The organism is Xenorhabdus siamensis, assembly GCF_037996745.1.
In the GTDB taxonomy this organism is placed as follows: Bacteria; Pseudomonadota; Gammaproteobacteria; order Enterobacterales; family Enterobacteriaceae; genus Xenorhabdus; species Xenorhabdus indica.
Map to the genome: position 1 here is coordinate 81,180 of NZ_JBBMXE010000003.1, position 14,058 is coordinate 95,237.

A 14,058-nucleotide genomic window follows, 5' to 3' on the forward strand; every position below is an offset into this window, starting at 1 on the left:
TATAAGCTGCTGACAGAAAATCTATTCTGCTAGCAGCTTATATGTTTCTTTCCAATGTACTGGCTCAGATTAAGGGCGATAAACCTTCACATTCTGAAAACCTTGTTCACGCAAGTAAAGCGCCTGCAAGCGGCTCATCACACCACGTTCACAATAAAGCAGATAATTTTTCTCTTTCGATAGATCACCAAACTGGGTACTCAACTTATAGAAAGGTAATGACTGAATTTCGATACCTTCCATACTCAGTGGACAATCATCCTGTTCATCTGGTGAACGGATATCCAACAATACATCATTCGCAGAAAACTTAGTGACTGTTTCCACTTCCACAATCTGCTCATTGGCTTGTTCAGCAATCTGACGAATATCCAAATTCTGGGCTTCACTTACCACACGCTCCAGAATATCAAAATCGAACTTACCTTCTTCCTCTTCAATTTTGGCTTTAACGGCTTTGACGGTTGGACTCTTAGAGATCACACCACAAAATTCCGGCATAGTACGGGCAAAATCTTCCGTTCCAATTTCTCGTGCCAGTTTAATAATATGTTCTTTATCGTGAGAAATCAGCGGACGAAGGATCAACGTATCCGAAGCGTTATCGATCAGTCTCAAGTTAGTTAATGTCTGACTGGAGACTTGCCCCAATGCTTCTCCTGTCACGATAGCTTGCACACCATAACGTTCTGCAATCCTGGAAGCAGCTCTGACCATCATTCTTTTCAGCACAACGCCCATTTGACCGTCATCCACTTTTTCCAGAATTTCAGCAACAACTGGTTCAAAATCGACGGCAACAAAGCGAACCTTATGGGAACTGCCAAATCGGTTCCACAAATAGTGAGCTACCTGTTTCACCCCAATTTCATGGGCAGAGCCACCGAGATTAAAGAAGCAGTAATGTACACGGCAGCCACGGCGCATCAGCATATAGCTGGAAACTCCAGAGTCAAACCCGCCAGAGATAAGAGACAGAACATCTTCCTGCGTTCCAATAGGAAATCCACCGATCCCCGGATGGCGGGCTTTAACCAGGATCAGTTTATCCTGATCAATTTCCAGATTTACTGTCACATCTGGGTGAGTCAGTTTCACTTTGGCAGATTCAATATGTTGATTCAGGCCGCCACCGATATAACGTTCAGCTTCATTGGAGGTGAAACTGTGTTTACCACGACGCTTTACACGGACACAAAATGTTTTTCCATGCAGTAAATGCCCATATGCTTCGTAGGTTTGTTCAAAGATATGATGCAAGTCACGAAAATTTCTCTCTTCAACTTGCAGGATATGGTGAATACCCGGAATACGTGTCAGTGCATCACAAATTTCTGCGCCAAGATTATCATTTTTAGCTCGAATTTCGATATTATCCCAATGGCGAACAACAGCAATCTCTTCTCCTAATGTTTTCAGCATATTACGGATATTGCTGGTAAGAATTTTAATAAAGCGTAAACGAACAGTTTGGCTCTTGATCGTAATCTCTGGGAATAATTTAATGATAAACTTCATAGTAAGATATAGTAGTCATTCAATATTGAACTATCACAAATAGTATCAATGATTGTTCTTAAGTGGTCAGTTGGATAGGGCGTAGAGTATAACACTATCTCACTATATCTCCTGTAAAAACAGATCATCTTCTGTAAAAAAACAGGGCATCTGTAAAAAAAAACAGTGGTAACGAATGATTTATTTCTTTCAGTGTAGTAGGGTACTCTGCAAGTCTGTAACGAAATTACCTCACTGTAATTCGTTAAATAATCATACTTTAAAATTATTATGTCTAAGGCAAATCGAACATCAGAAACCGAGCAAGCACCAGCATTTGAAACTTCCCTGAAAGAGCTGGAGGAAATTGTCATTCGCTTGGAATCAGGGGAACTCCCTTTAGAAGATGCATTAAATGAATTTGAACGCGGCATTCAACTTGCAAGACAAGGGCAAAAAACCCTCCAACAAGCGGAACAACGAGTGCAAATTTTATTGAATCATGATGCACATTCTCCACTTGATGAATTTTCGTCTGATGCTGAGTAACTTTATGTCTGAACAATATAAGACTCCTTTTGAAGAGCAATTAAGCCATTGCCAACAACATATCAATGACAAGTTGATGGCAACATTTTCTTCATTACCCTTTTTAGGCAGCCCGTTAGCAACAGCTATGCAACACGGTGCTGTGCTAGGTGGAAAACGGCTGCGCCCATTTTTAGTCTATTCTGTGGGTGAAATGTTTGGCCTGTCCAAAGAGAGCCTTGATGCGCCAGCCATCGCTGTAGAGTGTATCCATGCCTATTCGCTGATCCACGATGATTTGCCTGCCATGGACAACGATGATTTACGTCGAGGCCAACCTACCTGCCACATTAAATTTGGCGAGGATCACGCGATCTTGGCTGGAGATGCATTGCAATCATTGGCTTTTGAAATTCTGGCAAAGCAAGAGATGCCAAATGTGGCATTATCTGACCGTCTTGAAATGATTGCTGAATTAGCAACATCCAGTGGTATTGCAGGCATGTGTGGCGGGCAATCATTGGATTTAGAGGCCGAAGGGAAACAGATTGATCTTGCTGCACTGGAACAAATCCACCGACACAAAACAGGTGCATTAATTCGTTGTGCGGTCAGATTGGGTGCTTACAGTGCAGGTGCACGTGGCCGTGAAGCATTACCTTGGCTGGATCAGTATGCACAGGCAATCGGTCTCGCATTTCAGGTGCATGATGATATTCTGGATGTCATTGGTGATACAAAAATTATCGGTAAGCGTCAGGGAAATGATCAGCAACTTGGAAAAAGCACCTACCCTGCATTATTGGGCTTAGAGCAAGCTCAAAAAAAAGCCAAAGAGCTTTATGAAGATGCGATTACTGCACTCACAAAACTGGAAAATCAATCTTATAATACTGTGATTCTAAAACAACTGGCAAGTTTCATCATTGAAAGAAACAGCTAAAAAACTGGTCATGACCATGACAATCACTGTTTTGTAAGTTATCGGTTACATACATCCAAAATCAATACAATGGAACATGGCCTTCTAGGGAGACTAGGGAGAGCCCAGCAATTACATACTGATAATTCCAGGGTTCTTAATCTTCAATTTAAACGTGCATAGCGTTTTAACAGGCATGAATTTCAACAGGCATAGCATGAGCATTGATATAGCGAAATATCCAACATTGGCACTGGCGGAAACCCCTGAAGAACTACGTCTACTACCTAAAGACACTTTGCCAAAGTTATGCGATGAACTGCGCCAATTTTTGCTAAACAGTGTCAGTCGCTCCAGTGGCCACTTTGCTTCCGGTCTCGGAACTGTCGAATTAACGGTCGCACTTCATTACGTTTATAAAACACCTTTTGACAATTTAGTCTGGGATGTCGGTCATCAGGCTTATCCACATAAGATTCTGACCGGACGCCGTGACCGTATTGACACTATTCGCAAAAAAAATGGTCTCCACCCTTTCCCGTGGCGAGATGAAAGCAAATATGACACGTTATGTGTCGGTCATTCATCGACCTCAATCAGTGCCGGATTGGGTATGGCAATTGCAGCAGAACATGAAGGTAAGGGTCGTAAGACAGTCTGTGTGATTGGTGATGGTGCCATTACCGCGGGTATGGCTTTTGAAGCTATGAACCATGCAGGTGATATTGATCCTGATATGCTTGTCATCCTCAATGACAACGAAATGTCAATTTCCGAGAACGTTGGGGCATTGAACAACCATTTGGCACAATTGCTTTCAGGAAAGTTATACACAACTTTGCGTGAGGGTGGTAAGAAAGTTTTCTCCGGCCTGCCACCTATCAAAGAGTTATTAAAAAAGACTGAGGAACATCTCAAAGGTATGGTTGTTCCGGGAACACTATTCGAAGAGCTTGGATTTAACTACATAGGTCCTGTTGATGGTCATGACGTATTGGCACTGACTCAAACATTGAAAAATATGCGTGAACTAAAAGGGCCTCAATTTCTGCATATTATGACCAAAAAAGGCCGTGGTTATGCTCCCGCGGAAAAAGATCCTATCAGTTGGCATGCTGTACCTAAATTTGATCCATCGACTGGCTCTCTGCCAAAAAGTACGGATACCCGCCCGACGTTTTCCAAAATCTTCGGTGAATGGTTGTGTGAAGAAGCAGCCACTGATAAAAAACTTATGGCGATCACTCCAGCTATGAGAGAAGGCTCTGGTATGGTACGTTTCTCTCGTGAGTACCCTGAACAATACTTTGATGTCGCCATTGCCGAGCAACATGCTGTGACATTTGCAGCAGGGCTGGCAATCGGGGGATATAAACCGATTGTCGCGATTTATTCTACCTTCCTGCAACGTGCTTATGATCAGGTCATTCATGACGTTGCTATCCAGAAATTACCTGTTTTGTTCGCTATCGACCGTGGCGGTATCGTCGGCGCTGATGGGCAAACTCATCAGGGAGCATTCGATCTTTCATTTCTGCGCTGTATCCCCAATATGGTGATCATGGCACCGAGTGATGAAAATGAGTGCCGCCAAATGCTACATACGGGTTATCACTATCAAGATGGCCCTGCTGCTGTTCGCTATCCACGAGGAACAGGTGTAGGAGCAGAACTCCAGCCACTGGAGAAATTGCCAATTGGCAAAGGTGTTGTTCGTCGTCAAGGAGAACGCATTGCTATCCTGAGCTTCGGTACATTACTGCCCAACGCACTACAGGCTGCCGAGTCCTTAAATGCAACCGTTGTTGATATGCGCTTTATCAAACCACTGGATGAAGAATTGGTATTAAAGATAGCTTCTCAACATGATTTACTGGTGACGTTAGAAGAGAATGCCATCATGGGAGGCGCCGGTAGTGGTGTCAATGAATTGCTGATGCAGGCAAGTCAGCCAGTTCCGGTATTAAATCTCGGTTTACCTGACTACTTTATACCACAAGGCACACAGTCAGAGCTTCACGCTGATTTAGGTCTGGATACAACTGGTATTTTGAGCGCTATCGAAAACTATCTGAATAAATAACCTGTCATAACGGATGAATATCCTTTTTATTTATTCATCCGTTATTGTTTTTTTACCTAATATCTCAAGCCACGATATTTCTTAAGGTAAAAAGGATTCATTAATATTTTTGTTCATGCAGCCATTGCGCTACACGCTTGGCAAAATAAGTCAGAACCCCATCTGCTCCTGCACGTTTGAAACAGAGTAAGGATTCCATAATCGCGGGTTGTTCTTTCAACCAACCATTCTGAATGGCTGCCATATGCATCGCATATTCACCAGACACCTGATAAGCGAATGTCGGCACACCGAAGGTATCTTTTACTCTATGGATCACATCCAGATAAGGCATACCAGGTTTTACCATCACGCTATCTGCGCCTTCCTGTAAATCCTGCGCGATCTCTTGTAATGCTTCATCACTGTTTGCCGGATCCATCTGATAAGTCATCTTGTTACCACCTTTCAGATTATTACTGGAGCCAATAGCATCTCTGAACGGCCCATAGTAACAAGAAGCATATTTGGCCGAATAAGCCATGATCTGCGTGCTTACATGGCCATCATTCTCAAGCTGCTCACGAATAGCACCGATACGGCCGTCCATCATATCGCTGGGGGCAACAATTTCAGCCCCTGCTTCTGCATGAGATAGCGCCTGCTTCACCAAAATCTCTTTGGTGATATCATTGATAACATAACCAACCTGATCAATAACACCATCTTGCCCATGAGTAGTAAATGGATCCAATGCAACATCAGTTAACAAGCCTAACTCTGGAACTGCATCTTTCAAGGCACGAATAGAGCGTTGGATCAAACCATCAGGATTATAAGCCTCTTTAGCGTCCAGTGATTTCTTATCTGCTTCAATAACCGGAAACAGAGACAAAACAGGAATACCCAGTCGGGCAATCTCTTCGGCTTCTTTCAGCAGAAGATCGATTGTCAGACGATACACTCCTGGCATGGAAGGCACTTCTTGACGCTGATTAGTCCCTTCCATCACGAACACCGGATAAATCAAATCATTAACGGTCAATTGATTTTCAGCGAATAGGCGACGGGAAAAATCATGGCGGCGCACACGGCGCATACGACGGCCAGGAAACGTACCTGGAAATACATAGCTCATACTGCTCTCCTAATGTAAAACCCAGCGGTAATACACTGGGTTAATTCTGCCATCACTTTTATTACTTGTAATACTGCTGATCTTAGCACTATCAGACAGTTGACGGTAATTATCACCGGCAGACAATAACGACTTTCCTTAATTATCATCTACCTGAGTTGTCACCGGCATCATATTCCGACTCATCATCCGTTTTAGATGGCTTATGTTTTCCCACATAAAATTGAGAAAACAGAACTCCCAGTTCAAATAGCAAGTACATGGGGACAGCCAACAAAGTTTGTGAGAAGACATCCGGGGGAGTGAGTAACATCCCTACTACAAACGCCCCGACCAAAATATAAGGGCGTTTTCTTTTCAGTGATTCAGGAGTTACTACTCCACTCCAACACAGCAGAATAATGGCGATTGGCACTTCAAACGAGACACCAAATGCCATAAAAAGCGCCATAACGAAACTCAGATAATTACTGATATCCGTCGCAATCAACACGCCAGTGGGGACTGTTTTGGTAAAAAAACCGAATACGAAGGGAAATACAACAAAGTAAGCAAAAATCATTCCCAGATAGAATAAGATACTACTGGACAACAGCAGCGGCACAATCAAACGCCGTTCATGTTTATACAGAGCTGGTGCAATAAATGCCCATACCTGATACAGGATCATAGGTGCCGAAACAAAAATTGATACCATAATGGTAAGTTTGATTGGCGTGAAGAAAGGTGATGCTACATCCGTTGCGATCATATTCGCACCTTTAGGCAATTGTTCCATTAAAGGCGCAGCAATAAGTCGATATATATCGTTAGAAAAATAAACCAATGCCAGAAAAACCACCAGCACAGTAATTAAACTATTCAAAATCCTCTTGCGCAGTTCAATCAAGTGACTGATAAGAGGTTGAGTATCATCCACAGACATGTTTTAGTGTTCACTATTGGATTTTTCAGGGGACTGCTTTGTATTCTGTTTAGTACTTTCTGTTGAGATTTCTTCTGGCTTTTTTTCTGTTACTTGTTCTCTATCTTGGGTTAGTTTCTGCCCTGGTACTGGATCAGACTCAAGAGGGTGAAAATGCGTTTCGTCTTCTTCCAGCTCTTTAGCTTCTTCGAGAGAAAGCTGATATGACTTTTTCAACGATTCAGCCGTTTCTCTTAATTCATCCATTGAGGCTTTTAATTCTGGAGAGAGAGACTGTAAGTCTGCTTTTTCTTCCATTTTTTTCAAGCTATCCTGAAGCTCTTGCAACTTTAATTCCTTTGCAAGTTCATTCTGGACGTTGGCTGCCAGTGATCGTAATACCCTTACCCAGCCTGCTATAGTTTTGACAGCAACAGGCAGACGCTCAGGCCCCAGGACAATCAGGCCAATTACCAGCACCAACAGCAGTTCACTAAAACCAATGTCAAACACGGTTTATACCTATTCTTTTTTGTCTTTGATCTCTGATTTTTCAGACTGAGCAATGGTGGGCTTTTCAGTAAGATTTTTAGTCTCAAAGTCAGCATCATGGTTGCTTTTCTCAGCCTGATCTGACTTTTCATCATCACTCATCGCTTTTTTGAAACCTTTTATCGACTCTCCCAAATCAGAACCTAATGTACGCAGTTTATTAGTTCCGAACAACAAGACAACAATGACAGCAATAATGAGTAATTGCCAAATACTTATACCACCCATACTGATCTACCTCATGTTCGTGGGGAATATACCCTTCATCTTTCAGATTGCAGATTGCAGTTTTGTTAACTCCATCTTGAAATCTGTCTCAGGTACATATCATTAATAATTTCATTATAAACTACGAACTTTATGTTCGAAAATACCGCAACCATGCCAAAAGTTACAGCAACTTCTTTTGACTTATTTTCTTTCCTGCAAATGGCTACTTAAGTTTAAACCAGCCCAATATCCACGATATTATTCCCGCACCCATCAATCCCCATGATAAATGAGTCAGGTTAGTAATAAAAAATAAACTACCACAGATAAACAATGTTGCACCAATCCCCAGTAAGTAAAGAGATTTTCGATGATTATTCTGTTGCTGTTTTAACTGTTGTGATATTTGGTCAATACTCGTTTGTAATCGCTTATGTTGTTGCAATGTGCCATAAACCAGTTCAGGAAGTTCTGGTAATTTTTCCGCCCAATAGGGGGCTTTTTCTTTAAACGCACGCATAATAGCCGGAAAACCAACTTGATCATGTAGCCAATCTTCCAGAAACGGCTTTGCTGTTTTCCATAAATCAAGCTGAGGATAGAGCTGGCGCCCTAACCCTTCGACATACAACAGTGTTTTTTGCAGCAGGACTAACTGAGGTTGTACTGTCATATTAAAACGACGGGCTGTATTGAAGAGGTTCAACAACACATGACCAAATGAGATATCTGCAAGTGGTTTTTCAAAAATAGGCTCACATACTGTTCTGATAGCAAACTCAAAATCTTCCACATTGGTATCTGCCGGAACCCAGCCTGAATCTACATGGAGCTCTGCTACCTTTCGATAATCTCGATTGAAGAAAGCAATAAAGTTTTCTGCCAGATAACGTTTATCGTCTTTGTTCAGAGAACCAACAATACCGTAATCAATACCTATGTAAGTGGGGTCCTCTGGTCGTTCATAGCTGACAAAGATGTTGCCCGGATGCATATCTGCATGGAAAAAACTGTCACGAAATACCTGAGTAAAAAATATCTGAACACCACGCTCAGCAAGTAACTTCATATCGGTGTTTTGCGCTTCCAAAGCCGCGATATCAGACACAGGAATACCATAAATACGCTCCATGACCAGAACATTCTCCCGACAATAATCAGGATAAACTTCCGGTACATAAAGCATAGGGCTATCTTCAAAATTGCGCCGTAGTTGAATCGCATTTGCAGCTTCACGCAATAGATTCAATTCATCAAGCAACGTTTTTTCATACTCACGAACCACTTCAAGTGGACGAAGACGACGGCCATCAGGCAACAAAGGAACTAAATTTGCCAAACGATACATTAACCGTACATCCGCCTTTATCACGGGCAAAATATCAGGGCGGATTACTTTAATGACGATCTCTTTTCCATTCTCTTTAAGCCGTGCAGTATGCACCTGAGCAATGGAAGCAGAAGCCAGAGGATGCAGATCAAAATCTTCAAACCACGTTTCCAGGCTTCCCCCCAATGCCGTCTCAATAGATTTGCGGGCAATGGTTCCATCAAAAGAAATGACACGATCTTGCAGTAAAGAGAGCTGATCGGCGATAGCGGAAGGAAACAGATCCCGTCGGGTAGAAAGCATTTGACCAAGCTTAATCCATACCGGACCAAGCTCTTGCAGTGCTAAGCGTAAGCGTTCGCCGAGCGGTTTATCCTTATGTCGATTAGGCAGCCAAAACAGGAAATAACGCCCAAAACGCAACGGCCATGTCAGTCGGATCTTCGGGATTAACTCATCCAATCCATAGGTAAGAAAAACCTTAATGATAAAATAGAGGCGTTTTATTTCACTGGGAGTCATATTTCTCCTCCATTGCTGCCAGACGCTTTTCCATGTCAGACAGTTTATTGGCAACAGCATTAACTTCTTCACTGAAATAAGCCAATTCCAAAGCACCTGGTGCCATTCTCCACTCTTCCGTCAATGATTCTGTCAGGTAAGTTTTTTGCTTTGTGATGGTATTACGGACAAAACTGATGCTGTTTTTCATTACCCGATTAATACCTTCTGCCACAATATCACCGACATAAGGTGAAAGGTAATGGGCAGGATCCCATTCCTGCATATCCAGCAAGGCCGACCACTGTTGAATAACCTGCATATCCCCTTCAATGACAATTGCACCACTATTAATCAGAGATGAAAGATATTGACGATCCCGCAGCTTAAGCAATGCTGGTAATGTCGTTTTCATCGAACAATCCACAGTTCCTGACCATTGGCTTAAAACATCTAACTGTCTTTCATGAAAAACCAATACCAATGGCGTCTCAATTTCTTTCAGTTCGATAGAAAGAATTTTGCCCGCTAGTCGCATACGGGCTGATTTCAATATGGTTTCGCGGTACAACAGATGATTCAGCGTTGTTTCCAGAAAAGCAGTCAGAACCGGAAACAACACCGTAGAATTCACACTGTGACTTAATGAGGGAGTTTCCATTTCAGAACTTAAACCCTTTATGCAATGCAACAATTCCCCCCGTCATATTGTTATAAGAAACTTGATCAAAGCCAGCCGCTTCCATCATCGCTTTTAATGTTTCCTGATCGGGATGCATACGAATGGATTCTGTCAGATAACGGTAACTATCCGCATCCTTAACAACCGCCTGACCAATACGTGGCAGAATGTGGAACGAATAGACATCATAAACTTTGCTCAACGGTGCCAACACAGGTTTGGAAAATTCCAGTACTAATAAACGTCCGCCAGGTTTCAGGACACGGTACATAGAACGCAGGGCTTTGTCTTTATCCGTAACATTACGCAGGCCGAATGAAATAGTAATGCAGTCAAAATAGTTATCCGCAAATGGTAATTCTTCAGCATTAGCCTGAACATAGCTGACATTGCCAACGATGCCGTTATCACGCAGTTTTTCCCGCCCGACTTTCAGCATAGAATCGTTGATATCTGCCAGAACGACTTCTCCCTTCTCTCCTACAAGGCGGGAAAATTTCGCAGTCAGATCCCCTGTTCCCCCTGCCAGATCAAGGACCCTATGACCACGACGTACACCACTTGCATCAATAGTGAAACGCTTCCAGATACGATGAATGCCAAACGACATTAAATCATTCATCAAATCGTATTTTGATGCGACAGAGTGAAATACCTCCGCCACCATATCTTTTTTCTCTTCTTTGGCTACAGTACGGAAACCAAAATGAGTGGTTTCTTTCGATTGATCTGCCATGTTATTTGTCCGCTTTTCATTCAAAAAATTATAGCAAGTGTACCAGCCTTTCCGGTAAAACCCTATTCAGACTTTACTCATTAACCAATAAAGATTGGAAAGATTTATCAATAACCTGTGAGTCGATAGGACGTTTAATATCCACACCTAAATCACGAAATCCTTCAGCCTGCTTAATCAGGTTTCCCCTTCCTTCTGTCAGCTTTTTCATTGCCAAATGGTAACTTGCCTGTGCTTTACTGAGGCTTTGTCCTAAGCCCTGCATATCATCCACAAACAATCGCATTTTGTCATACATTCTGGCCGCTTTTTCCGCAATCAAGCGTGCATTCTGGCTTTGATATTCATAGCGCCAAAGGTTATTGATAGTGCGGACAGCCACAAGAAGTGTCGAGGGGCTAACCAACATAATATTATGCTTCAGTGCCTCGTCGAGTATTTCAGGAGTCTGGTTAAGTGCCACCAGATAAGCGGGCTTTACAGGGATAAACATCAAAACATAATCCAGTGAACGCACTCCCGGTAACTGTTGATAATTTTTACGGCTAAGTGCCCGGATATGACCTCTTATGGAGTTTATATGCTCCTGTAATGCCTGTATTTGCTCTGTTTCATCATTGCTATTGAAATAACGTTCATAAGCAATCAATGACATTTTGGCATCAATAATGACATCTTTTCCTTGTGGTAAGTGCACAATCACATCAGGCTGAAAACGATCACTATTTTCTGTTTTAATGTTAACCTGTGTATGAAACTCATGTCCTTCACGTAAACCGGATGCCTCCAAAACCCGTGCCAAGACCATTTCCCCCCAATTACCCTGCATTTTGTTATCCCCTTTCAGGGCTCTTGTCAGATTAATCGCCTCTTTTGCCATCTGGGCATTAAGCTGCTGAAGGTTACGGATTTCATGGGTTAGTGTATGCCGTTCACGAGCTTCCTGTCCGAAACTGTCTTGCACCTGACGACGGAACCCTTCTAATTGTTCACGGAAAGGCATCAACAGGTCATTGAGACTTTGGCGACTGTACTCATCAGTACGACGTCGATTTTGTTCAAAAATACGATTGGCCAGATTTTCAAACTGGGTATTCAGGCGCTGTTCACTATTAATCAAGAGACGTTGTTTCTCTTCCGCAGCCAGTCTGCTTTCTTCAAGCCGAGTACTCAATTCACGCAACTCGGCTTCTTGTACGCTATTGATTTCACGCTGAGTAAGCAATTCCTGATTTAATTGTTCACATTCAGTACGCCAATAATGGGATTGCTCTAATTTTTCATGGCTAACCGCAAGCTGGCTATGTAATTCACGCAATTCATTTTCTTTGTATTGAATACGTTGGTGAACAGAAAACCAGACAAAGCCCCCTCCGCCTAATAATCCACTTAAGCCACCAATTAACATGTATAACCAATGGATATCCACCTATACCCCCCCCGCTAACTTTACCCCATCCACTCTGCTAGCCAACGCATTCCAAAAGCTCCCGGAGCTAAAATACCAAATGCCCAAATCAGCGCAGAAGCAAAATTAGCAAGCTGGAAATGACGTTTTGGCATCGCACAAATACCTGCCACCAATGGGATTGCCGCTCTTAAAGGGCCAAAAAAACGGCCAATGAAAACGCCCCACACCCCCCAGCGTTCAAAAAATTGATGACCACGAACTAATGTTTGCGGATGGCGTGAAAGTGGCCACATTTTGCCGACATTTTCCTTGAAATGGTAACCAAACAGATAAGAAACCCAATCACCGAAGAAGGCTCCTGCGGCAGCCGCTATCCATATCGGCCAAAAATTTAATCCACTTTCACCAATCAGAGCTCCCAGCCCTAATAAGATGATTGTGGCTGGCAATAACAGAGAAATGAATGCCAGAGATTCCCCAAAAGCGAGTAAGAAAATAATGGGGATTGCCCAGGCTTCATGATCTCTTACAAAATTGGTGATGACTTCGATGATTTCATGCAAACTCACATTAATCTTTCCTGTGTTAATCTTTACCGGATTTCAGGTTAGCAGTAAATGAATTAACCAATGCTAACCTGCTATTCTTATTCAAAAAATATTTACTCCTAAAAAAGATTTATTCGAGGAAATAACGTTGCAATTTTTCACGAGCTGCAATATTGAGCCCAATGTCTTTTTCCAGCCAGATATCTACACTACCATAGTGTTCATTGATGCTGTTTAGTGCAGTCATCAAAAATTCTTCCTTGACTGAATACACATAAGCCAGTTTTTCAACCACACTATCACTCATCACTTTCGCATGTTCATCCAATAGATATTCGCGATGCGGTGCCAGAGTGATATCTGTCACCAAATAATCTTCTAGCACTGTATTCAGATCTGCCCCCAGAGCAAACAATACCAGAGCAGAGCCAACACCTGTTCTGTCTTTACCCACAGCACAATGTTGTACAATTCCACCTTTCTCTGGCTGTAACAATAACTTAGCTAATGTCTTATAAGCAGGATTATTAATTGGTAACAATTGATACAGGCGCAGCATAAAATCTTGCGCATCAAACTGTTCCAGCGCTTCATGACTCAACCTATCCAGATTAGCATCAACTTCTTTGGAAAGCGGGTTAGCCGGAGCATGATGGTAATTCGCTCCACGCCACACTTGATCTGGCCTGTCTTCAATTTCACTGCTATCACGATAATCAATGATCTGGAAAAGATTTTGTTCCATCAAAAAAGCCTGATCACTATCAGTCAACATGTCCAGAGAGCCTGAACGAAATAACAGGCCTGACTTAATCTTAGAACCATTGTTCAGTGTCTTATTACCTAAATCACGGAAATTGATCCCGCCATTCAAAGGAAGTAATGAGGGATGAGATAGAAATGTTGTGGTCATAATCACTCTTTCTTATTGAAGTACACGTTATTGGAACAGACTATTATCGCAACAAACTGTAATTGAAATCAGTCGTTATAAACGCAAAATGTTATGACATTATCAGATTTCAGAATGAAATAAA

General features: G+C 42.3%; 14 protein-coding genes. 3 read left to right on the plus strand and 11 right to left on the minus strand.

The features are described 5' to 3' along the window. Positions 1-69: 69 nt before the first annotated feature. Complete coding sequence (gene thiI, locus AAC852_RS02885; protein WP_340619722.1) at positions 70-1,518, minus strand: tRNA uracil 4-sulfurtransferase ThiI; 1,449 nt, start codon at positions 1,516-1,518, stop codon at positions 70-72. Positions 1,519-1,788: 270 nt separating this feature from the next. On the opposite strand from thiI, the gene xseB reads away from it, so the two are divergent. The 3 genes from xseB (at position 1,789) to dxs (ending at position 5,030) form a co-directional block, all read left to right on the plus strand. Beyond that, positions 1,789-2,046: an exodeoxyribonuclease VII small subunit gene (xseB, locus tag AAC852_RS02890; RefSeq protein ID WP_038262154.1), complete on the plus strand. Its 258-nt coding sequence runs from the start codon at positions 1,789-1,791 to the stop codon at positions 2,044-2,046. Positions 2,047-2,050: 4 nt separating this feature from the next. Next, positions 2,051-2,968, plus strand: coding sequence for a (2E,6E)-farnesyl diphosphate synthase (gene ispA / locus AAC852_RS02895; RefSeq protein WP_340619723.1), 918 nt, complete (start codon positions 2,051-2,053; stop codon positions 2,966-2,968). Positions 2,969-3,164: 196 nt separating this feature from the next. Continuing rightward, the gene (gene dxs, locus AAC852_RS02900; RefSeq protein WP_340619724.1) at positions 3,165-5,030 is read left to right on the plus strand and encodes a 1-deoxy-D-xylulose-5-phosphate synthase; all 1,866 of its coding nucleotides are present in this window, start codon (positions 3,165-3,167) and stop codon (positions 5,028-5,030) included. A gap of 100 nt (positions 5,031-5,130) precedes the next feature. Here the strand turns inward: dxs and hemB are convergent, their stop codons facing one another. The 10 genes from hemB to AAC852_RS02950 all read right to left on the minus strand — a co-directional run bounded on the left by hemB (position 5,131) and on the right by AAC852_RS02950 (position 13,934). Continuing rightward, a complete protein-coding gene (gene hemB, locus AAC852_RS02905) occupies positions 5,131-6,147 on the minus strand; it encodes a porphobilinogen synthase (RefSeq protein ID WP_340619725.1) in 1,017 nt (338 codons plus the stop codon). Between the two features lie 145 nt (positions 6,148-6,292). Next, positions 6,293-7,072, minus strand: a complete 780-nt coding sequence (gene tatC, locus AAC852_RS02910) for a Sec-independent protein translocase subunit TatC (RefSeq protein WP_340619726.1) — start codon at positions 7,070-7,072, stop codon at positions 6,293-6,295. 3 nt (positions 7,073-7,075) lie between these two features. After that, entirely contained in the window at positions 7,076-7,564 is a 489-nt protein-coding gene (gene tatB / locus AAC852_RS02915; protein ID WP_340619727.1) for a Sec-independent protein translocase protein TatB, read from the minus strand. A gap of 9 nt (positions 7,565-7,573) precedes the next feature. Then, positions 7,574-7,831: a Sec-independent protein translocase subunit TatA gene (gene tatA, locus AAC852_RS02920; RefSeq protein WP_340619728.1), complete on the minus strand. Its 258-nt coding sequence runs from the start codon at positions 7,829-7,831 to the stop codon at positions 7,574-7,576. Positions 7,832-8,036: 205 nt separating this feature from the next. Further along, positions 8,037-9,665 (minus strand): ubiquinone biosynthesis regulatory protein kinase UbiB, encoded by a 1,629-nt coding sequence (gene ubiB, locus AAC852_RS02925; protein ID WP_340619729.1) that lies wholly within the window; start codon positions 9,663-9,665, stop codon positions 8,037-8,039. After that, on the minus strand, positions 9,652-10,305 hold the full coding sequence (ubiJ, locus tag AAC852_RS02930) for a ubiquinone biosynthesis protein UbiJ (protein ID WP_340619730.1): 654 nt from the start codon (positions 10,303-10,305) through the stop codon (positions 9,652-9,654). Before ubiJ ends, ubiB begins: the two co-directional genes overlap by 14 nt. 1 nt (position 10,306) lies before the next feature. After that, positions 10,307-11,062 carry a bifunctional demethylmenaquinone methyltransferase/2-methoxy-6-polyprenyl-1,4-benzoquinol methylase UbiE gene (gene ubiE, locus AAC852_RS02935; protein WP_340619731.1) on the minus strand — a complete coding sequence of 252 codons (756 nt, stop codon included), beginning with the start codon at positions 11,060-11,062 and terminating at the stop codon, positions 10,307-10,309. A gap of 73 nt (positions 11,063-11,135) precedes the next feature. Next, positions 11,136-12,491: a DNA recombination protein RmuC gene (rmuC, locus tag AAC852_RS02940; RefSeq protein WP_340619732.1), complete on the minus strand. Its 1,356-nt coding sequence runs from the start codon at positions 12,489-12,491 to the stop codon at positions 11,136-11,138. 20 nt (positions 12,492-12,511) lie between these two features. Next, positions 12,512-13,042, minus strand: a complete 531-nt coding sequence (locus tag AAC852_RS02945) for a DedA family protein (RefSeq protein WP_340619733.1) — start codon at positions 13,040-13,042, stop codon at positions 12,512-12,514. Between the two features lie 109 nt (positions 13,043-13,151). Further along, positions 13,152-13,934, minus strand: a complete 783-nt coding sequence (locus AAC852_RS02950) for a tyrosine-protein phosphatase (protein ID WP_340619734.1) — start codon at positions 13,932-13,934, stop codon at positions 13,152-13,154. Between the last annotated feature and the right edge of the window lie 124 nt (positions 13,935-14,058).

Bases quoted from the DNA above. Each gene is read 5' to 3' on its own strand.
- thiI (WP_340619722.1), bottom strand. From the start codon at position 1,518: ATGAAGTTTATCATTAAATTATTCCCAGAGATTACGATCAAGAGCCAA.
- xseB (WP_038262154.1), top strand. From the start codon at position 1,789: ATGTCTAAGGCAAATCGAACATCAGAAACCGAGCAAGCACCAGCATTT.
- ispA (WP_340619723.1), top strand. From the start codon at position 2,051: ATGTCTGAACAATATAAGACTCCTTTTGAAGAGCAATTAAGCCATTGC.
- dxs (WP_340619724.1), top strand. From the start codon at position 3,165: ATGAGCATTGATATAGCGAAATATCCAACATTGGCACTGGCGGAAACC.
- hemB (WP_340619725.1), bottom strand. From the start codon at position 6,147: ATGAGCTATGTATTTCCAGGTACGTTTCCTGGCCGTCGTATGCGCCGT.
- tatC (WP_340619726.1), bottom strand. From the start codon at position 7,072: ATGTCTGTGGATGATACTCAACCTCTTATCAGTCACTTGATTGAACTG.
- tatA (WP_340619728.1), bottom strand. From the start codon at position 7,831: ATGGGTGGTATAAGTATTTGGCAATTACTCATTATTGCTGTCATTGTT.
- ubiB (WP_340619729.1), bottom strand. From the start codon at position 9,665: ATGACTCCCAGTGAAATAAAACGCCTCTATTTTATCATTAAGGTTTTT.
- ubiJ (WP_340619730.1), bottom strand. From the start codon at position 10,305: ATGGAAACTCCCTCATTAAGTCACAGTGTGAATTCTACGGTGTTGTTT.
- ubiE (WP_340619731.1), bottom strand. From the start codon at position 11,062: ATGGCAGATCAATCGAAAGAAACCACTCATTTTGGTTTCCGTACTGTA.
- AAC852_RS02950 (WP_340619734.1), bottom strand. From the start codon at position 13,934: ATGACCACAACATTTCTATCTCATCCCTCATTACTTCCTTTGAATGGC.